This window comes from Chryseobacterium jejuense (genome assembly GCF_017877355.1).
In the GTDB taxonomy this organism is placed as follows: Bacteria; Bacteroidota; Bacteroidia; order Flavobacteriales; family Weeksellaceae; genus Chryseobacterium; species Chryseobacterium jejuense_A.
The window spans coordinates 116,692-135,762 of record NZ_JAGIPR010000007.1 but is presented as its reverse complement, the minus strand read 5'-3'; the positions used below and the strand labels follow the sequence as shown (position 1 = coordinate 135,762).

Annotated in this window: 19 protein-coding genes; 1 reads left to right on the top strand and 18 read right to left on the bottom strand. The window is 30.1% G+C overall.

Annotated features, from left to right (window positions below):
* Nucleotide 1: 1 nt before the first annotated feature.
* The 11 genes from J2772_RS15685 to J2772_RS15635 are packed head-to-tail and all read right to left on the bottom strand — an operon-like array spanning nt 2 to nt 8,255.
* Nucleotides 2-220 carry an acyl carrier protein gene (locus J2772_RS15685; protein WP_209918303.1) on the bottom strand — a complete coding sequence of 73 codons (219 nt, stop codon included), beginning with the start codon at nt 218-220 and terminating at the stop codon, nt 2-4.
* Nucleotides 221-225: 5 nt separating this feature from the next.
* The gene (locus J2772_RS15680) at nt 226-1,809 is read right to left on the bottom strand and encodes an HAD-IIIC family phosphatase (protein ID WP_209918301.1); all 1,584 of its coding nucleotides are present in this window, start codon (nt 1,807-1,809) and stop codon (nt 226-228) included.
* The gene (locus tag J2772_RS15675) at nt 1,809-2,201 is read right to left on the bottom strand and encodes a VOC family protein (protein ID WP_209918299.1); all 393 of its coding nucleotides are present in this window, start codon (nt 2,199-2,201) and stop codon (nt 1,809-1,811) included. Before J2772_RS15675 ends, J2772_RS15680 begins: the two co-directional genes overlap by 1 nt.
* Nucleotides 2,201-3,250 (bottom strand): 3-oxoacyl-ACP synthase III family protein, encoded by a 1,050-nt coding sequence (locus tag J2772_RS15670; RefSeq protein WP_209918298.1) that lies wholly within the window; start codon nt 3,248-3,250, stop codon nt 2,201-2,203. Before J2772_RS15670 ends, J2772_RS15675 begins: the two co-directional genes overlap by 1 nt.
* A gap of 2 nt (nt 3,251-3,252) precedes the next feature.
* Complete coding sequence (locus tag J2772_RS15665) at nt 3,253-3,477, bottom strand: acyl carrier protein (RefSeq protein WP_209918296.1); 225 nt, start codon at nt 3,475-3,477, stop codon at nt 3,253-3,255.
* 18 nt (nt 3,478-3,495) lie between these two features.
* Entirely contained in the window at nt 3,496-4,137 is a 642-nt protein-coding gene (locus J2772_RS15660) for a serine acetyltransferase (RefSeq protein WP_209918294.1), read from the bottom strand.
* Nucleotides 4,138-4,143: 6 nt separating this feature from the next.
* Nucleotides 4,144-4,749, bottom strand: a complete 606-nt coding sequence (locus J2772_RS15655) for a sugar transferase (protein WP_209918293.1) — start codon at nt 4,747-4,749, stop codon at nt 4,144-4,146.
* 10 nt (nt 4,750-4,759) lie between these two features.
* The gene (locus J2772_RS15650; protein WP_209918291.1) at nt 4,760-5,797 is read right to left on the bottom strand and encodes a hypothetical protein; all 1,038 of its coding nucleotides are present in this window, start codon (nt 5,795-5,797) and stop codon (nt 4,760-4,762) included.
* A 10-nt stretch (nt 5,798-5,807) separates the two neighbouring features.
* On the bottom strand, nt 5,808-6,941 hold the full coding sequence (locus tag J2772_RS15645; RefSeq protein ID WP_209918289.1) for an NAD-dependent epimerase/dehydratase family protein: 1,134 nt from the start codon (nt 6,939-6,941) through the stop codon (nt 5,808-5,810).
* Between the two features lie 13 nt (nt 6,942-6,954).
* The gene (locus tag J2772_RS15640; protein ID WP_209918287.1) at nt 6,955-7,527 is read right to left on the bottom strand and encodes an acyltransferase; all 573 of its coding nucleotides are present in this window, start codon (nt 7,525-7,527) and stop codon (nt 6,955-6,957) included.
* Between the two features lie 5 nt (nt 7,528-7,532).
* Nucleotides 7,533-8,255 carry a glycosyltransferase family 2 protein gene (locus J2772_RS15635; protein ID WP_209918285.1) on the bottom strand — a complete coding sequence of 241 codons (723 nt, stop codon included), beginning with the start codon at nt 8,253-8,255 and terminating at the stop codon, nt 7,533-7,535.
* Between the two features lie 65 nt (nt 8,256-8,320).
* On the opposite strand from J2772_RS15635, the gene J2772_RS15630 reads away from it, so the two are divergent.
* Nucleotides 8,321-9,769, top strand: coding sequence for a glycosyl hydrolase family 28-related protein (locus J2772_RS15630; protein WP_209918283.1), 1,449 nt, complete (start codon nt 8,321-8,323; stop codon nt 9,767-9,769).
* Between the two features lie 116 nt (nt 9,770-9,885).
* On the opposite strand, the gene J2772_RS15625 is transcribed toward J2772_RS15630, so the two are convergent.
* From J2772_RS15625 to J2772_RS15595, 7 genes are all read right to left on the bottom strand, one after another.
* The gene (locus tag J2772_RS15625; protein WP_209918281.1) at nt 9,886-10,728 is read right to left on the bottom strand and encodes a glycosyltransferase; all 843 of its coding nucleotides are present in this window, start codon (nt 10,726-10,728) and stop codon (nt 9,886-9,888) included.
* The gene (locus J2772_RS15620) at nt 10,716-11,762 is read right to left on the bottom strand and encodes an EpsG family protein (RefSeq protein ID WP_209918279.1); all 1,047 of its coding nucleotides are present in this window, start codon (nt 11,760-11,762) and stop codon (nt 10,716-10,718) included. The genes J2772_RS15625 and J2772_RS15620 overlap by 13 nt, the downstream gene beginning before the upstream one ends.
* 87 nt (nt 11,763-11,849) lie before the next feature.
* The gene (locus J2772_RS15615) at nt 11,850-12,887 is read right to left on the bottom strand and encodes a hypothetical protein (protein WP_209918276.1); all 1,038 of its coding nucleotides are present in this window, start codon (nt 12,885-12,887) and stop codon (nt 11,850-11,852) included.
* Between the two features lie 2 nt (nt 12,888-12,889).
* The gene (locus tag J2772_RS15610; protein WP_209918274.1) at nt 12,890-14,185 is read right to left on the bottom strand and encodes an O-antigen translocase; all 1,296 of its coding nucleotides are present in this window, start codon (nt 14,183-14,185) and stop codon (nt 12,890-12,892) included.
* Entirely contained in the window at nt 14,172-15,299 is a 1,128-nt protein-coding gene (wecB, locus tag J2772_RS15605; RefSeq protein WP_209918518.1) for a non-hydrolyzing UDP-N-acetylglucosamine 2-epimerase, read from the bottom strand. The genes J2772_RS15610 and wecB overlap by 14 nt, the downstream gene beginning before the upstream one ends.
* A gap of 9 nt (nt 15,300-15,308) precedes the next feature.
* Nucleotides 15,309-17,657, bottom strand: coding sequence for a GumC family protein (locus tag J2772_RS15600; protein ID WP_209918272.1), 2,349 nt, complete (start codon nt 17,655-17,657; stop codon nt 15,309-15,311).
* Nucleotides 17,658-17,725: 68 nt separating this feature from the next.
* A complete protein-coding gene (locus tag J2772_RS15595) occupies nt 17,726-19,015 on the bottom strand; it encodes a nucleotide sugar dehydrogenase (RefSeq protein WP_209918270.1) in 1,290 nt (429 codons plus the stop codon).
* Between the last annotated feature and the right edge of the window lie 56 nt (nt 19,016-19,071).

The window sequence follows — 19,071 nt, the reverse complement described above, 5'->3', positions numbered from 1 at the left end:
TTTATTTTTCAATCATCTCAATGATTTTATCCATAGAAGTCATTTCACTGATTTCTTCTGGTTCGAATGATTTATCAAAAGCATCTTCTAATTCAACGATAAGATTCAGGTGCTTCAATGAATCCCAATTTTCGATATTTCCTTGTGTAATTTCAGTTGGAAATTCATTAACCGGCATTTCAAATACTTCAGCCATTATTTCTATAATCTTTTCTTTCATAGTTTTTATTTTATATTAATTGTATAATAATCTTTTATTTCGATATTTTGACTTGGATCAAAATTATAATATTTAGATCCATCCTCAAGCTCTTTTTCTAGTACAAACCCTACTTTTTCCAAAAAATCTTTTGTCATTACATTCTTTTTGCTTGGAATGTACTCTGCTTTCAAAGGCTTATTACTTATAGAAGTTAGATTTTTAATGATACTCAATAAGGTTATCTTCTCAATTTCCCGCCCCAAAATACGACAGCTTAGTAAATAAGAATCTAAAAAGAACTCATCTTCATTTTCATCGATAATGCATTCGATAGTTATTCCGTTATCTCCAAACTTGTCTTTAACATTAGCACAGAAAATATGTCCTCCATTATCCATCTTTGCTTTCAAATCTTCCTCCGTATAACGTTGAGTACGGAGATTGAACTGATTGGTTTTTTGGGTCATCTGCGCCAATCTGGTAATATTACCATCATTAGCTGGGATAATGTCTACCACAATATCAAGACTGGACAGATAATCATCCATATTTTCAAAAACCTTTTTACTCTCATTTCGGAAAAAGTTTTCTTTGTATTGTTCAGTCTTTTTTATGTCTTCGTTAGACAATTCAAAAGTTGAAAAATATTCATTATAAACACTCCAAAAGAAATTAACCAACTCGTAAGGTTTTTCTGGAAAATCCGGCACAGTTACTTCGGGTAAAAATTCTTTCACCAATCCTCTCTCAATTGGATTATCATCAATAAAAACAAAACTATCTGTACCTATATTAAGTTCTTCTGCAATCGATTTTATATTTTCAGCTTTATTTTGCCAATTAATTCGATAAGCAGACAGTACTTTATCATTGATTAGATTATTAAGATTATTATTCCAAAGCTCTTGTACATCTTCAAAGTTATTTTTACTACAAACAGCAAGAATAACTCCTTTACGGGATAATTCTAGTAGTAATTCCTGAAAACTTTTAAAGGCATTTCCCGGATAATCTTGTCCTAGTTTAACCCCATGCACTCCATCTTCACCTACAACTCCTCCCCAAAGTGTATTATCACAATCAAGAACAATACATTTCTTTCTTTTCAGACTTATAAAATCCAACTGTGACAAAAACCATTTTTTAAAAGGCTTAGCCAATTTAGGGTTAATAATCATCTGCGAAGTAAAAAAGAATCTCCAATCTACTTTGTCTAAATGTTGTTTTTCAAAGAATTGATTAATGTCTATTATCTTAAGATTAGACTGTCTAAGCATAAGATCTTTTAAAAAGACATTATTAAACTGAGAAATAGCATCAGAAACTTCTGCATTTTTAATTTGCCAGTTATTTTGAAAATTTTCAGATAGAGTCAGTATTACAACTCTTTTATCAGTAATTAAGTTTGTAATTAATGAAATCTTTGATTTAATTTCCTCAATCTCGTCTATTTGATTATCAGGAGTTTTACTTGGATCTACCTGATAGAACAATATAATATTGTCAAAATCCTCCGTGGGTAATGATACATCACCATAGCCACTGAATATTGAAGAATTATCAAAAAGATATTCTACAGTATAATTTCTATAAATATAATTTCTCATCATTTTTCCAGTAATTCAATAAGTCCCAGATTAGGATTATATAAAAAACAAATGTTTCTTCCATTAAACGCTACTGCCGGGGTTGGCGAAATCACCTGCACAAAACGTTGTTTTTTAAGTTCTTCTATTTTTTGCTTAAAGTTTTCCACTTCGTAACAGATATGATATAAAGATGATCCTGACTTAGATAAAATTTTAGAAACAGGATTTTCTTCTGCAACTGGTTCAACCAATTCAATTAAATGATCGTTCTCATTTTTTAAGAACAATAAATTCACGCCTTGTAGCGGATCAAAAATAACTTCAGAACACGTTTCGTATCCTAAAGATAAAAATGTTTTCACGCTTTTCTCAATGGACTTAGTTGCTAATCCATAATGGTGTACTTTCATTAGTATTCTGTTAATTCGCAAATATGTGTATTAGATAAGTCTATTGATGCAGCTGCCCAAGACAAACCTGCTCCAAAACCACTTATAATAATTTTTTTATTTTCAGAGTTCCAATTCCTTAATTCACTTACAATCGTTAATGGAATGGTTGCAGAACTTGTATTTCCAAATTTGTCTAAACTTATTGGCACATTTTTCATGTCATATTTCAGTTTTTTTGCAAAAAACTCTATCATGAATTTATTCGCCTGATGGAAAACTATAGATCCATAGTCTGCAATGTTAGTACCTGTTTTTTCTAAAAGCTCTTTAATGCTTTTCGGAACTACACGTAGGGTAAAATTGAAGACATCAATTCCGTTCATATACACCTCCAAATCATTTCCTATACTTCCGTCTTCTCGTTCTTTTTCAAGCAAACTTTCTTCCGAAAATGGTTTTCTAGATCCTCCTCCTGGAACACAAACCGCACTCCAACCTTCTCCATCTGTATGAAGTACAGCATTGAAATCACCTTCCCCTTTCTCTAGTAAAGTTGCTGTTCCAGCATCTCCATACAATAAGGCATTTGTTTTATCCTTTGGATTAACTATTTTTGAGAATGTTTCACCATCTAAAAGCAAAACACGGTTTACATTTGGTAAGTTCAGATAGGATAATGCAGTGGTCAATGCATAAACATATCCACTACATGCTAAAGAAACATCAAAACATAGAGTATCTTTACTTAATCCTAATCTATGCTGTAGAATTGGAGCTGTTGCCGGAATTCTAAAGTCTGACGTCTGAGACATAAAAATCAGGACATCAATAGTACTTCTATCGATATCCATTTCATTTAATAATTGTTCTGCGGCATTGTAACATAAATCAGATGCACAAGTATCCTTATCTACAATACGACGTTCTACAATTCCAACAGATTCAATTGTTTTCTTAAGTTCATCTTCGGGGAAGAGATCCCCAAGGCTTTCATTTTTTACTATGTTTTTAGGAACACAGGCAGAAATACCTTTAATCAATACATTGGGTATCTGAATAAATGCCATAATTATCCTTTTACGATATTATAGATGTCTTGGATTGTTTCGGATTTCTCAATATCCTTACTGGATAATTCTGCATCATATTCTTCCTCCATAACGGCCAGTAAACCTAGCGCTGCTAAAGAACTCCATTCTTCTAAATTTTTGAACTGTGTATCCATTGTTAATTCTGATGCTTCAGTATCATCAAAAATTGTTGCAAAGTCTTCTATAAATTTATTTTCGTTCATTCTTAATTTATTTTTTAATTATATTTTCATTTTCACGGCAGGAATTCCTATATAGGTTCCTTCATCTTTGATTGTTCTCAATAATATCGCACCAGCACCAAGAATATTTCTATTTCCGATTTTCTTTTTCTGGATTACCCCACAGCTAAATCCAAATAAGTTAAGATCCTCTATAATTACAGCTCCTGAAATCTGAACATTTGGACTAAAAACATTATAATCGCCTACGATGTCATCATGTCCTAAAGTAGCTCTGGTATTAAAAATATTAAAATTCCCTATTGTTGTATTGCAACTAAAAATAACATTCAAAGATAATATATTTCCTTCTCCTAAATGAATTGATTCTTTTCCTAAAAACTGAACACTAGGATGGATAATATTTGGAAATATTAAATTAGGATTATTGAGTCTATTTTTTATTTGATAAATTAGCTGAGGACTACCTATTGCAATAGCAACTTCCAAAGGATAATCAACATGATTCAAAGCATCCACTTTTCCAAGTACTTTTCCAAAGCGGTTCTCATATAAGTCATCAGCATCATCATAGAATCCTACAAATTCATACTCTACCCCTTCATGTTCTAACTGGTCTCTCCAAATACAGTATACTTCCTGCCCAAATCCTCCTGCACCTATTATTGCTATTTTTTTCATTATTTTCTAATTAAATCCATTAAAAGCTTCTGTTGTTGCCTGTCCTTCCTGAGAAATTCCCTCTTTTATAAACACTTTTTTTATAGTAAGGAAGAATATCTTTACATCCAAAGAAAAGGATAAATGATCTACATACCAAACGTCTAATTCAAATTTTCGTTTCCAGGAGATTGCGTTTCGTCCATTTACTTGAGCCCAGCCTGTAATTCCAGGTCTAACATCATGTCTTCGTTTTTGCTCCATATTATATAGTGGAAGATATTGAGGTAATAAAGGTCTCGGCCCTATTAACGCCATATCACCTTTCAGGACATTTATTAATTGTGGAATTTCATCCAAGGAAGTTTTCCGCACAAAGGATCCAATTCCTGTCAATCGGTCAGCATCAGACAACAAATTCCCATTTTCATCTTTTTTATCGTTCATTGTCTTGAACTTCACAATACTAAAGATTTTCCCGTTTCTACCTGGTCTTTTTTGAAAGAAAAAGGGTTTACCTTGATTAGCTATAAATAACCCTATGGTCACAATAATAAATATTGGAGCGAAAAGAATCAGTCCAACAAACGCTATAAGAAAATCAAAAAATCTTTTGAAAAAATATCTATACATTTTCAATATATTAATTTCTTAACATTTTGTTCCAATATTCTATGTTCTTTGTAGTAAACAAACTTTCTAGCCATCCCTCTATAGATAATTTTTGATATAAACTATTTTCTAATGGCTGAAAATCTTTTTCAAAAAAAGCTTTATCTAAAACTAACTTTTCCCGATCAATAATATAAAAATTATTTTCATTATAAAAAGGATACTTTTTTATTTCCGAATTGGTAGTAATAAGTTTTTTGTTTGCACCAATCGCCTCAAAAGTTCTCATTGTGAGCCCTGTCTGATAAGGATGATTAATATCCAAAATTACTTTTGATTGTTTATAAAACTCTACCATTTCTAGAGTTGTCAAAGAATTAAAACTCAATTTTTTATAATCGAATTTTTTAAATGTAGGATCAATTATACGTTTAATAAAATAAACCAATTTCCCTTGCATAAAAAAGTAATTGAATGCCGTTAGACCATTCGTCTCACACCATTTACTAAGTTTATTAGCAATAATATATCGATCAGAATGAGCCGTTCCTAAAAATAATAAATCGTATTTTTTACCTGTAGAATCATTTAAATCAGCTTTAAATTGATCATAATAAAAAAGCGGAAGAAAGTTAATATTAAATTTTTTTGCATCCTCCAAATCAAATGAAAATGATTTATCATACAAATCTAAATGGTTAGAGGTGTTAGGAGTATTTTTAAAGGAATCCCAATTGTAAAAAATTAAAATACAATTGGGATTTATTTCTTTAATTTTTCTTAAAAAAAATGCAGGTACAACCTCTCCCCGAATGACCAATACATAATCCAATTTCGTTTTATCCAGGTCCTTTAATATTGAATTATAATATTTAATAATATCATTTTTTATCAACCGTGGAGCAACTCTTAGAATACCCTTTGTAAAATTATTACTAGCAGGCCTTTCATCATAATGAATGGTATTAGCACCATACGATTTTAATTTATCAATAATTAGATTATAGCCTCCAAAATTCTTTACTAAAAAAAACAGTATATTTTTACCTTTTAATGAATATAAATCCACAAGTATATTATTATTTATATAATCCTTTAGCTTTCATCTCGTCAATCGATTTTTGATACCGATCTTCCTGTACTTCTTGAGTATTTACCCAATCTGTAAACTTCTTAAGACCTTGTTCAAAAGTAACTTTTGGTTCAAATCCCAAAAGAGTATTTATCTTAGTTAAATCTGCATAATTATGACGAATATCTCCTAAACGATAGTTTCCTGAAACTACGATAGGAACTTCTACCCCATAATTTTTAACCAATCCATTTGCTACTTCTAAGACATTGGTTGCAATACCAGTCCCAACATTAAAAACCTGATTATTTGCTTCTTCTTTTTCTAACCCTAAAATTGTTGCATCTACAACATCATCAATAAAAACAAAATCCCTGCTTTCTTTTCCATCTTCAAAAATGTTGATTTTATTTCCATTTTTAATTTGGGTAGAGAAGATAGATAAAATTCCGGTGTAAGGGTTTTTTAATGATTGCCCCGGACCATAAACATTTTGGTAACGAAAGGCAACTCCTGCGATCCCAATTGTCGGACATACCGTTAAAACCATTTGTTCTTGATTCTGTTTAGTAATACCATAAACAGAAGAAGGGTGTATTTTAGAAGCTTCATCAGTTCCCACTAAAGTTAGTGCAGAAGAGCCTGGATATTTTACTTCAAAATCTGCTTGATCCATATAATCAGCAGTACGTTGTGTAGGATAAACTACACCTAATTCTTTACTAATATATTTTCCTTCCCCATAAATAGAACGTGAAGAAGCAACTATTACCTTTTTAATGTTATGCTTTGTATTTACTAATAGATCTAATAATAAAGCGGTTCCATTAATATTAACGTCAATATACTTTTTCACTTCGTACATAGATTGTCCCGTCCCTGTCTCAGCAGCATAATGTACAATAGCATCCTGCCCTTCGATAGCTTTTTTCCAATCATCTTCGCTGGCCACTGTTCCTAAAATAAAATTCACTTTATCTTTGATGCTTAAGTATAACGGCGATGTTTCAGCAGGATTTTCTCCATGAATTTGTGGTGAAAGATTATCTAAAACTGTTATATTATAACCTTTATCAATTAGTTTTAATGCTAAGTTAGAGCCTATAAAACCTGCCCCACCTGTGATAAGTATATTTTTCATAAAATGATTTTAATTATTTAAAAGTACCATTTGGATTGGTTTTCTCCCATGTCTTGGTTTCAAAATTATATTTTTTTACAATTCTTGCTGGCGAACCTACAATTACGCAGTAGTCTGGAAAAACACCTTTAACGACAGAATTGGCACCTACAACACATTGCTTTCCAAGTATTGTGCCAGCTTGTATTGCAGCTCCAATACCAATAAAACAATTTTCACCTATTATTGTTTTTTTTATTATTAATTTTTGTTTTAAAATGTGTTTATCTATTTCTGTATAATCGTGATCTATGTTGGTTATAAACACATTAGCTAAAATTGTACTAGAAGCACCAATGACAAGTTTATCTCCGGAAGTAATATGTACATTTTGTCCAATCGACACATCTTCATTTATTACTAATGTTGAATTTTCACCGTATACTTCCAGTCTAACATTCGGATAAATTCTAACACGTTTTTTTATAAAAATCTTATTTATTCCTGATAATGCAGTAGGGTTTCCCATGTAGGAAGGGATACCGAATTCACCAAAGAAAGGTTTATAAATTAAAGCTCTTAAAGCCCAAAAATATTTAATTAACATAATTATTATAGATTCATTAACCGTGTGAGCCCCAAATATAACAATTGGAACCTATCTCTAATTTTTTTATATAAACTTTGATTAGAAACCCCTGCTGTTGTTGATGTATTCTGTCCATGTCTTCTGAACAACATACAAGGAGTATCAATAAATTTAACTTTATATTTAGCATCAGCAATAAAACCTATCCACCAATCATGAAACAGAAATAATTTTTTGGGAAAAGGTAAAATATCGTTTAATAATTCTCTTCTAAATGCTAAACAACATCCAAGGTATGAGCTGCGATAAAAATTTTTAAAAAAACCTTGCTTAGAATTATTGAGTACAAAATATGATTCATGAATTACTTGAAGATGTTCATCAACAACTTTACAATTGGAGACAATAACTTCATAATCCCTAAGGCCTTCAAGACTTAGCCTTACTTTATTTGGTAACCAAACATCATCCTGATCTGACAGGAATATGACATCTCCGCTACATACATTTAAAGCATTTTCAAAATTACCAACAACACCTTTACGATTTGTATTATGAAATATTTTTAGCCTAGTATCATTATATTTTTCTATAATCTCAAGCGTATTGTCTGTAGAACCATCATCAGAAATTATAACTTCATCATTTTCATCTAATTGAGGTAGAATACTGCTAATTTGTTCCCTAATATATTTTCCCCCATTATAGGTACAAATACATACAGAGATTTTATTTTTTTTTGTCATTTGCAAGATTCGAAAATTTCAGTTTGTAAAAATACTAGTAATTTTGTAAATATAATATTAAAAGTATGATTAATTATAAGAACGTATTTTTGTTGCTATTACTGCTATGTACTAATTATATTTTTGGACAAACAAAAATATCAATAAATGTTACATCATATGGAGCTAATGGTAAGGATCAAATAGATGATACAATGGCTTTTCAAAAAAGCATTGATGAATTGGCAAATAAGAATGGGGGTACACTTATAGTTCCAAAAGGGACTTATTATATCAGTCACTTAACTTTTTTTGGTCAAAAATACAGTAATATCAGTATAATAGGAGATAATGCAACTATTTCCCAACTAGTTCCCAAACAACGTAAAACAATACGTGAAGGGTTATTTAAAACTTTTGCACAAAGATATGCTGCCGACGGATGCTTTGTTTTTGATGCACAGGTATCTAATCAGAAGGATGATCGTTACAGTATAAAAAGCATCTATATGCGTGGTTTGAGTTTTAAATCTAATGTTGAAAAAAATGGTTTTGATGAACTTCTTCACCAGGTTTCAGCTCATGGTGTAAGTAATTTCACCATTGAAAACTGTAACTTCATTGGGTTTTACGGTGATGGAGTTGCTATTAATGCAGGAACAGATTTTAACATTAATTCATATGCATACAATAAAGACGTAAAAATTAAGAATTGTACATTTGATGGAGTCAATAAAAACAATAGGCAAGGAATCAGTATTTATTATTGTGACACTTTCATTATTGAAAACTGTAATTTTAAAAATATAACAAGATCCGATATGCCCGGTGCCATAGATATTGAACCTGATCGTGATTTTTTAGTTTCCAGAAATGGTAGTATCAAGAATTGTAATTTTGATAACATTGGAGGCATAGCAGCAATTACTATTATTTTACAACCCTCTACAGATCTTAATGCTTTTTCAAATAAAAATTATATCGTCGAAAATTGTAATTTTAAAAACGTAAACAGTTCCTTAGCGATTATAGGAAACGACTCTTTTAGATCCTTTAACAATAAGGAAAATGCAGTTATTTTCAAAAATTCTAAAGTAGTGACTTCTTTTAGTGCTGTTGATTTCAGAAAAGCATATGGTGTATTAGTTGACCAGGTGGATTTTACTAACATATATAATACCGGAAATAATGTTGTTACAGAGGGAGGAGCAACAAATATAACTTTTCAAAACTGTACTTTTGACGGCATTAAAAATAAAAATGGTCTTGGATTCCATGGGGAAACTAAAAGAATTAATTTTATAAACAATATTTTCAAAAATTTTACAGCAACTGGTGTAACGATCAACGATATTAATGGGGTTGGAGAGTTTAGCAACAATAAGTTTTTATCAACTCAATCTAAAAATAGCTTACCCCTTATAACTCAATATTATTTGTCAAAAAAACAAATTTTAAAAATGAAGTTTAATAATAATATCAGCGAACAGAATTTTAGTCCTTTAGATATTAACTTTTTTTATAAGCCTAAATAACCACCTTCCTATGCAAAGTAAAATTACCCAAAAGAGACCAGCAGGTATAAAAAAAATAATCACTGACTTCTAATATTTTTTAATCTCAAAATATGCAAGGCAGCAAATTTTTCTGCCTAAGTAAATCGAATTTTAAGAAATTGTAATGATTTATATTGATAACAGAGCTTAAGTAAACGCGGAAGGTCTACAGAAAAAAATATAGATAAAGAATCTTTTCCTTTATAAAATACTTTTAAGTCTTTTATAAACATCTTGTACCTGATAAGGGCTTGCTCCTTAGTATGGTTAACTGATGAAAAATCCTGGACCAAATGACATGGTATAATTCCTAACTTATCAATCTTATTTTGTTTTACTTTATGAATAAAATCATGATCACAAAAATCAAGAAATAAATCTGGATTATATCCCCCAATCTTTTCAAAAAAATCAGTATTAATCATTAATCCGGAATTAATACAACTTACTCCATCCAATAAGATTTCATTAGTGGTAGGAACCTCCATAGGATAAGATCTAAAATATCTATAATTAGCAGGAGACATTAAATTTCCATTACTAAATACTAAGGGGCAGTGTATTTTCAGGGCAGGGTTAATTTGTAAATAATTTGAAAAAAAATCTAAGGGAAGTTCTGTATCTTGATCTAATAATACTATCCAATCTTTCTTCAGTTTTTGAGCCAGCTTTGAAAATTCGTTATAAGCATATGGTAAACCTTCATTTTTATAAGTTGTCAGATAATGAACATCTATTCCTGTCTCCGTTAAAATCTCTGATTTTACAACTTCATTTCCAGATTTTGGCGTATTATCGTAAATAATAACCGTAATATTTTCCTCTTTTTTATTATATTTTAAAATACTTTTTATTAGAGATTGATAGGTTATACAACTCTGTAGGGTTTCGTTGTATAAAACAATACCAAAAGCAATATCTTTTTCTAAAATAGCCATGATGAGTATTCTTTAAATAATTCTGAAATAAAAATAATGTAATAAAAAAACACAAAAGAAGTTGCTAACACTATAAAATATGCAAATATTCTCAATTTCTTGTGGAATGCGAGGATCAATAAAGGAAATAGTACAATCTGAATAATAGATAACAACTCAAATGTCCTCAAAGAGAAGGTAAGACCAGTTGTACTAAATAAGAAAAAGAAAATTAAAGAAAGGCAATGTATTTTCAGCATCAGATCAAAGCCTTTATAATTAATTTTTTTTCTTTTCCAATATAAAATTACGAGATAGAATAATGAAATTAATATTTTAAAATTAAATAAGTTTATTTTTTTGTCTTCATAATCTTTTGCAGTAAGATAAACTGCAGCTTTACTATAAATACTATCCAGGTGTAGAATTTTAATAAAATTTAAATTTAACAAAGGAACTAACAAACTAAAACCTAATGCAATAAACAGCCATTTATATTTTATATTAAATTTGCTAACAAACCATATAATTATAAAAATAGCTGAAGAGGAGTGAAATAATAATGCAAGGCCTATTTTAGCAAAAAAAACTTTATCTCTTCTTTCTTCCAAATCTTTCAGAGACCAAAGTAAAATTCCTGAAGAAACTGATGCTCTGATCGTAGTCATATCCTGTATAAAGAATAGATTTCCTACATATAATAATATTGCTAATACAAAAAAACGGTAATCTTTTATTGCAAAAATCTTAATTCCCAACGATATAAAAGCAAAAGTCACAAATGACCACCGCGCATAATCTCCAGTAAACCAACTTATTACATAAGGAATAACAAATACTGAAACTTCAGTTTTAAGATCAAAAAAATTCCCTCGTAATGCTTCAGAAAAAAATTCTTTATATAGAAAATAATCATTATCAATATCTTCGTTTCTTGTGCCCGCAAAAAGAGCAAGCACCACTACTAAGATACTACATACTATATAGGTATTCCTTTTATTTTTAAATAAAGAAATTATAAAACTAAAAATATATAAATATAAATATACAAACATAAACTAGTCAACATTTTTTAGGTTTAGCATTAAAAATCTTTAAATCCAAGCACAATTTTTATTTGTGTCTCTTCATGAATTCCGCTTTTATTGCAGAACTTTTTTAAGATTAATCTCTGTATTCCTACTTTGTAATGCTTTTGCTATTTTGATATTCCGCTCGCTTTTAAGAGCCTCCAAACCTTCATTAAAACTCTGATAATGAATATACTCATAATTAAGCTTATAAAAATCGCCAATCTTTTCAGAAAGTACGATAGGAATTATTCCATAATATAAATATTCAACCATTTTGGTTGGACAAGCCACGTTATTGACCACAATATCATCCCGAAGAATGAAACCATAATTTGCTTTAGCATAATATTCTACTAATTCACCAGGCAAAACAGATAAAATCTTTATATTGTCATTTAGGATACCTTGACTTTTAAAAATATTCTTCATTTTTTCAATTTCACCGGTTAAAATAATATAATTTATAGTAGGTGAAAGATTATTCTTAATTATTTTGCACATAAGCTCAATATTTTGCCACTTTTGGGTATTCCCACTATAGATGACATTTACTGCTTCATTAACGCTATTTACATCAATTAGCTGATCAGCGACCAAATTACTGGGCATTATTGTATAAACAATATAATTGTGATTACCCGGATGTTTTTGAAGATAATATTCCTGCATAGCTTCAGTAACACAAATTATATTCTTGACTTTCCAGAAAATGATAGTTTCCAAAATCTCAAATATTCTTGAATGAACAGGAAGATTATTCAAAAGCAATTCTTCAGGTACAACGCCATGAACATCTAAAGCATATTTACTATTAAACGTTAACAAGAGTGGAATAACATTAGGCAATACATTAAACAAAGAATGTATATAGATTAATTTTGATCTAAAAAAAAGTTTAAAAATTAATAGGATATGTAAAAAAGCATTACAGCGAATAACCGTTACTTTATCTTTTTTTTCTACTTGTTTTTTCACATTCTTCAAATAGGAAACAGATAAGTATACTCTTTCATCTGACAAGAAAAAAGTGTCAATACTCTGAATTCTCTGAATCATTCCATCCTTAATATTTTCTTTATTAGGGTAGTCAGCTAAAAATAAAATCATAATTAATCTTTTAAAAAAAATAATTTTCTAAAAATAAATAATAATAAAAGGAGATAAATAAAATAATTTAATGCATATCCGTAACTTATTCCCACAAATCCAAAATAATTAATGAATAAAATAGATAAAATTACAAACAATAAATTGTAAAAAATTTCTGTAAATAAACTCAATTTAATCATTCCTCTGCCTACCATCTGAAACCCTAACACCCATGAACAGATTTTAAAAAAGTCTCCGATAAACTGAAATAAAAAAAGTTCCCCAGATTTTGAGAAACTAGCTGTTGACAAAATTTGTATAACTAAATTTCTGGCACAATAAATAATTATAAAAACCAGTAATGCTGCTGGTATTATAAGTTTGTAGGCATTAATAATCTCAGCCCTCAACTCTTTTTTCAATCTTATTTCTGAAACACGAGGTAAATAATAAGTTGATATAGAAAGCGAAAAAAACAAAAGACTGTAAGTTGATATTCTGGTAACCAGCTCCCAGTAACCAGCCTCAACATATCCGAGATGGGAAATAATATATTTTCTAACAAAAAACTGAGAGGTCGGAACAAGTGCTGTAGAAGCAATAGCTAATAAGGCAAATTTAGACAACTTTAGCCCCTCCTCTTTGTTGAATGGAGAACTAAAATTTTCCTTGTTCAACCATTTTTCATTTCTTACCATATAAAGGGTAAGTAAAAAAATAATAGATTGATTAGTAACAAGACTTACTAATGCTCCGAAAATATTGAGTTCATAGATAAAAAATGCAGAAATAATCAATCCAAGTATACTCCCATAGATATTTATCTTATTAAATTTTTCAAAATTTTTATATCCATTCAGTATGGATAATAAAAAATTATTAAGACCATAGAATAATACTGTAAAACCAAAAATGATAATAACATTCTTGTAATCTGTGGTCTGTAAAACATAATTTGAAATTTGGGAAGAAAATACAATTAATAAAATACCAATACTAATTCCACTAAACAAAACAATTTTAAATGCAGTGGATATAATATGAGTTATTTTTTCTTTCTCAAAATTATTATACTCAGCTATATATTTAACAATCCCATTGTTTATAGTTCCTCCAGCAAAAACAAGTATTACTGAAATGAAACTTGACAATTGCCCGATCATCCCCAATCCTTTTGGCCCCAATATTAAAGCAATTATCTTACTTAATAAAAAGGCTGTAATTATTTTCACCAGTGCAGAAACAGAAGAAAATAAAGAAGATACAACAAATCCATTATTCTTCAGGCTGCTAAGTTTATTTTTAATTTTTCTCACTTAAGGAAGAAATAAAATTCACAATTCTTTCGCTTGCTTTTCCATCACCATAAGGATTATGTAAATCACTCATGGCCTTATATCGTTCTTTATTATTTAGCAAATCATTGGTTTCATCTACAATCATTTTCTTATCAGTTCCTACAAGAATAACTGTACCTGTTTCAACAGCTTCAGGGCGTTCGGTAGTGTCACGCATAACCAAAACAGGTTTGCCTAAACTCGGTGCTTCTTCCTGAACACCTCCGGAGTCCGTAATGATTAGATAAGACTGATTCATAAGCCAGACAAAAGCCGGGTAAGCCAATGGATTAATTAATGTGATGTTATCAATATTTGAAAGAATCTCGTAGACAACATTTTTAACATTTGGATTTAGATGTACCGGATAAATAATCTGTACATCTGGGTTTTCTAATGCAATTGTTTGTAATGCCTCACAAATATTGATAAATCCTTTTCCATGATTTTCTCTACGATGCCCAGTTACCAAAATAATTCGTTTACCGAGATGAATTACTTTTTTTAAATCCTCAATTTCTTTATTCTCAATACTTCCCACAATTGAAGTACTTTCTAACAGTGCATCAATAACTGTATTACCCGTTACCAATATCTCTTTTTCAGAAATATTTTCCTGTAATAAATTATTTTTGGAGCCCGTTGTTGGGGCAAAATGATAATCCGCTATTCGTCCACTTATTTGTCTGTTCATTTCTTCAGGAAACGGGGATCTCTTATCATAAGTACGTAATCCTGCTTCAACATGACAGATTTTGGATCCAGAATAAAAACCTGCAATAGCAACAGCCATACTGGTTGTTGTATCACCATGTACATAAACAAAATCAGGTTTGAATTCTTCTAAAACACTTCCCATTCCCACAATAATATTAGCTGTAAGGGAATATAAATTTTGATTTGGCATCATTAAATTGAGATCATAATCGGGAATAATTTGGAAAAAATCCAATACTTGATCTAGCATTTCACGATGTTGAGCTGTAACACAAACTCTGGTCTCAAAGTTTTTATTTTTAGCAAATTCTTTTACTAAAGGGGCCATTTTTATAGCTTCCGGTCTTGTACCAAATACTATCAAATTTTTTATTATACTCATATTCTAAAACCTTTTCCACCATTTTTTTTCTTCAGCATTATATCCATAGCCATATTTATTACCATATCCAAGATAATCTTTGCTTACATCATTCAAGACAAATCCTACATTTTTAATTTTTTGAGAGTCAATGCTTCTGTTAGCAAACTCTATTAATGTATTTTCGGTATATCTTGATCTGGTAACATATAATGTTGCATCAGCCATTTCAGCAAAAAGGAAAGTATCTGTTACTAACATTAGTGGTGCTGTATCCAAAATAATATAATCATATGAATCGTTTAATGCATCAAGCAATTTTTCGTATCGGCCATTTGTAAGCAATTCTGTTGGATTCGGAGGAATACTTCCTGAATAAATTACATCCAAATAAGGATTAAATGTAGATACGTGAATAATATCTTTAAGAGCTGTTCTATCATCATATAAATACTCAGTAAGCCCTAAAAGACCTTTTCTTGCAGCATTATATCTTTGAAGCTGCGGGTTTCTGATATCAGAACCTATAATAATTACCTTTTTGTTTGGTGTTGCAAGAGTAAGTGCGAGATTTACAGAGACAAATGTTTTTCCTTCCCCTTTAACAGTTGAAGTAACAAAAACAACTTTTGCCCCTTTCTTTTTAGGTAATAAGAAATTCATATTGGTAATAAGAATTCTGAAAGCTTCTGCTAAAGGTGACAGATCATTAACTTTCACCAATTCATCTTGGCCTCTTTCAAGACTTGGGATCTCTCCTATAATAGATTTACCATGTGAAAGCTTTTCAAGATCATGTTTAGATTTTATTTTATTATTAAAGAATTCTTTACAATAAATAACAAGGAATGGTAAAATTAAACCAACAAGTAGAGAAGCTGCCAGATAAAGCATTTTTCTAGGAGCTACAGGATTAGGAGATGCATACGCATAATCAATAATTCTAGCTTTACTTGCTGTAACAGCCAATGAAATTGCTGTTTCTTCTCTTTTTTGTAATAGAAGCAAATACAGGTTTTCTTTTATCTGTTGCTGTCTCTCAATGCTTCTAAACATCTTTTCCTGTGCAGGAATTTTAGTAATTTTTGAACTTATACTATTTTGTTCACCCTGATATTGATTCTTTGCTAGTTGTAATCCTGTTCTATTTTTCACCAGACTTTCCATAACGGAACCTCTCAGAGCAGATATTTGTTTATTAAGGTCAATGATTAAAGGGTTTTGAGGCGTAGCATTTTCAAGCAATCTATTTCTCTCCAGAACTAGCTGATTATAAGCCGATATATTAGTAGAGGCAGTCGTATTATTCAATCCTACATTGGAAGGCAATACCTGGGTATTATTTTGTCTTCCCATAAAATCGATTAAAGCATTGGTAAGTTCAAGTTGAGACTCCAATTCAATTTGTTTTGATCTTGCCTCAGCAGATGTTTCAAGATTTATTTTAGCTTCTGTTGATAAATCTGTAATTTGATTGCTTGATTTGAAACGTTCTTTTTCATTTTCAACTTGTCCTAGTTCCTTTGAAATAAGATTGATTCTATCATCAATGAAGTCTTTGGTTTTTTGAGACTCAGAGTTTTTATCACTGATAGCATCATTATTATATGCTTTTACCAAAGTATTTACAATATCCCTAGCTTTATTGATATTCGCATAATTTAATGACAAATTGATAACTGTAACATCCTTATTAGCTAGGCTTACCCCTAACATTTTTTGCAAATAATTCACAGTACCCTCTAAAGAAGAATAGGTAAAATATATATTGCTAATATCTCCTGCCTTAGTTTTATTGAAAGCAGGATTTTTGCTAATCAACAGATTAACATAAGGTAAACTAATTGTTTTATTAAACTCTGTTTTAATTTCCGGGAAATCATCACTTGTTAAAACAATATTTTGCCCAGAAACTTTAATGGTTACAGGTGTTATTTTATTCGGATAATCTTTTTCGTTAATAACCTGAATAATAAAAGGTGATGTTTCTTTATAAAGTTCCTTATCATTTAATTTAGACTTAGCATATATTGAAGTTTGTAAATTATTCTGCTTTACAACCTCCTGCATAAGTTTTTTAGACTTGAAAATTTCTATTTCATTATCAATACTATTTGTCCCCATTCCTCCAAAACCGGATAAGTCTTGTAACATGCCAAATTCACCTGCTGCAGAAGGTGTCTTTTTAGCATCTTTAATCAATACCGATGACTGAATATTATAGATAGGAGTAGCAAACTTTAAATAAAAATAAGTTGCTATTAAACATATAATAGGTATAATAATAAACCATACCCAATTTTTCAGGTAAGGTTTAATTAATTCTTGAATATTAATTTCTTTTTCTGATTCTTCAATAACTGGGCTATCCATTATTTAGTTTTAAATTTTAAAATTTTCTATGTTATTTAATAACAAGTATTTATTAATTAATTTTCTAATTAGAGTCTTGCATCCACTAAGCTTCTATCTATACAAGCCTTAGTATCAAAAATAACACTATCTTCTTTCTTTATTTTTCCAAAATCTAATGAGAGAAACTCTTTGTGAGATACAGCAATAATAATTGAATCATATTTTTTATTTTCCTCAAGCTGATCAAGAATAGTTACCCCATATTCATGTTTTACTTCTTCTTTATCTGCCCATGGATCAAAAATATCTACCTCTACACCATAGTCTTTTAATTCATTATAGATATCAATAACTTTTGTATTTCTTACATCAGGACAGTTTTCTTTAAAAGTTACACCTAAAATTAAAGCCTGGGAATTTTTGATAATATTTCCTTTAGCAATCAGCAGCTTTATCACTTTTGACGCTATAAATTTCGAAATTGAATCATTTACCCTCCGTCCTGATAATATGACGTCAGGATGATAACCCAGTTGCTCAGCCTTATGTGCCAGATAATATGGATCTACGGAAATACAGTGTCCACCAACAAGACCAGGTTTATATTTCAAAAAGTTATATTTTGTTCCGGCAGCTTCAAGAACATCATTGGTATCAATCCCCATTCTGTCAAAAATAAGAGCCAGCTCATTAACAAAAGAAATGTTTACATCTCTTTGAGCATTTTCAATGGCTTTTGAAGCCTCTGCAACTCTAATACTTGGTGCTTTATGAGTACCTGCTGTAATTATTTTTTTATATAAATCATCAATTTCCTGTGCTATTTCATCTGTAGAACCGGAGGTGACTTTCATTACATTGGTTAAAGTATTAATTTTGTCACCAGGATTAATTCTTTCAGGAGAATACCCTACAAAAAAATCTTCATTAAATTTTAATCCTGAATGTTTTTCCAGAATTGGAACACATTCTTCTTCTGTACAACCAGGGAACACAGTAGATTCAAATATAACAATATCTCCTTTCTTAATAATTTCTCCCAGCATCTTTGATGCAGTAAGCAATGGATTCAGGTCAGGTGCATTATATTTATCAATAGGCGTGGGCACAGTTACAATAAAGACATTACATCCGGCTATTTTCTGAATATCACTTGTCCCTCTATAGCCACTATTCCCTTTTGATTCATTATAACGGTTTAAACAGTCTTTAAGTTTATCAATATCCGCCTCTAATGTCGAGTCATGACCATTATTAAGTTCATTAATTCTTTCTGTATTAATATCAAAACCCAACACCGGATAATGATAAGCAAACTCCAAAGACAAAGGTAATCCTACATATCCTTGTCCAATAATGGCTATATTATATTTCATTCTTTGTGATTCTTTCAAATAATTAAATTAACAATGGGAATTTGATAATTTAATCA

What these genes read in the sequence shown, in the direction of transcription:
- J2772_RS15645 (WP_209918289.1), bottom strand. Translation starts at nt 6,941, where the DNA reads ATGAAAAATATACTTATCACAGGTGGGGCAGGTTTTATAGGCTCTAAC.
- J2772_RS15620 (WP_209918279.1), bottom strand. Translation starts at nt 11,762, where the DNA reads ATGTTTGTATATTTATATTTATATATTTTTAGTTTTATAATTTCTTTA.
- J2772_RS15675 (WP_209918299.1), bottom strand. Translation starts at nt 2,201, where the DNA reads ATGAAAGTACACCATTATGGATTAGCAACTAAGTCCATTGAGAAAAGC.
- J2772_RS15665 (WP_209918296.1), bottom strand. Translation starts at nt 3,477, where the DNA reads ATGAACGAAAATAAATTTATAGAAGACTTTGCAACAATTTTTGATGAT.
- J2772_RS15660 (WP_209918294.1), bottom strand. Translation starts at nt 4,137, where the DNA reads ATGAAAAAAATAGCAATAATAGGTGCAGGAGGATTTGGGCAGGAAGTA.
- J2772_RS15625 (WP_209918281.1), bottom strand. Translation starts at nt 10,728, where the DNA reads ATGGCTATTTTAGAAAAAGATATTGCTTTTGGTATTGTTTTATACAAC.
- J2772_RS15635 (WP_209918285.1), bottom strand. Translation starts at nt 8,255, where the DNA reads ATGACAAAAAAAAATAAAATCTCTGTATGTATTTGTACCTATAATGGG.
- J2772_RS15670 (WP_209918298.1), bottom strand. Translation starts at nt 3,250, where the DNA reads ATGGCATTTATTCAGATACCCAATGTATTGATTAAAGGTATTTCTGCC.
- J2772_RS15615 (WP_209918276.1), bottom strand. Translation starts at nt 12,887, where the DNA reads ATGATTTTATTTTTAGCTGACTACCCTAATAAAGAAAATATTAAGGAT.
- J2772_RS15655 (WP_209918293.1), bottom strand. Translation starts at nt 4,749, where the DNA reads ATGTATAGATATTTTTTCAAAAGATTTTTTGATTTTCTTATAGCGTTT.
- J2772_RS15685 (WP_209918303.1), bottom strand. Translation starts at nt 220, where the DNA reads ATGAAAGAAAAGATTATAGAAATAATGGCTGAAGTATTTGAAATGCCG.
- J2772_RS15630 (WP_209918283.1), top strand. Translation starts at nt 8,321, where the DNA reads ATGATTAATTATAAGAACGTATTTTTGTTGCTATTACTGCTATGTACT.
- J2772_RS15640 (WP_209918287.1), bottom strand. Translation starts at nt 7,527, where the DNA reads ATGTTAATTAAATATTTTTGGGCTTTAAGAGCTTTAATTTATAAACCT.
- J2772_RS15600 (WP_209918272.1), bottom strand. Translation starts at nt 17,657, where the DNA reads ATGGATAGCCCAGTTATTGAAGAATCAGAAAAAGAAATTAATATTCAA.
- J2772_RS15680 (WP_209918301.1), bottom strand. Translation starts at nt 1,809, where the DNA reads ATGAGAAATTATATTTATAGAAATTATACTGTAGAATATCTTTTTGAT.
- J2772_RS15595 (WP_209918270.1), bottom strand. Translation starts at nt 19,015, where the DNA reads ATGAAATATAATATAGCCATTATTGGACAAGGATATGTAGGATTACCT.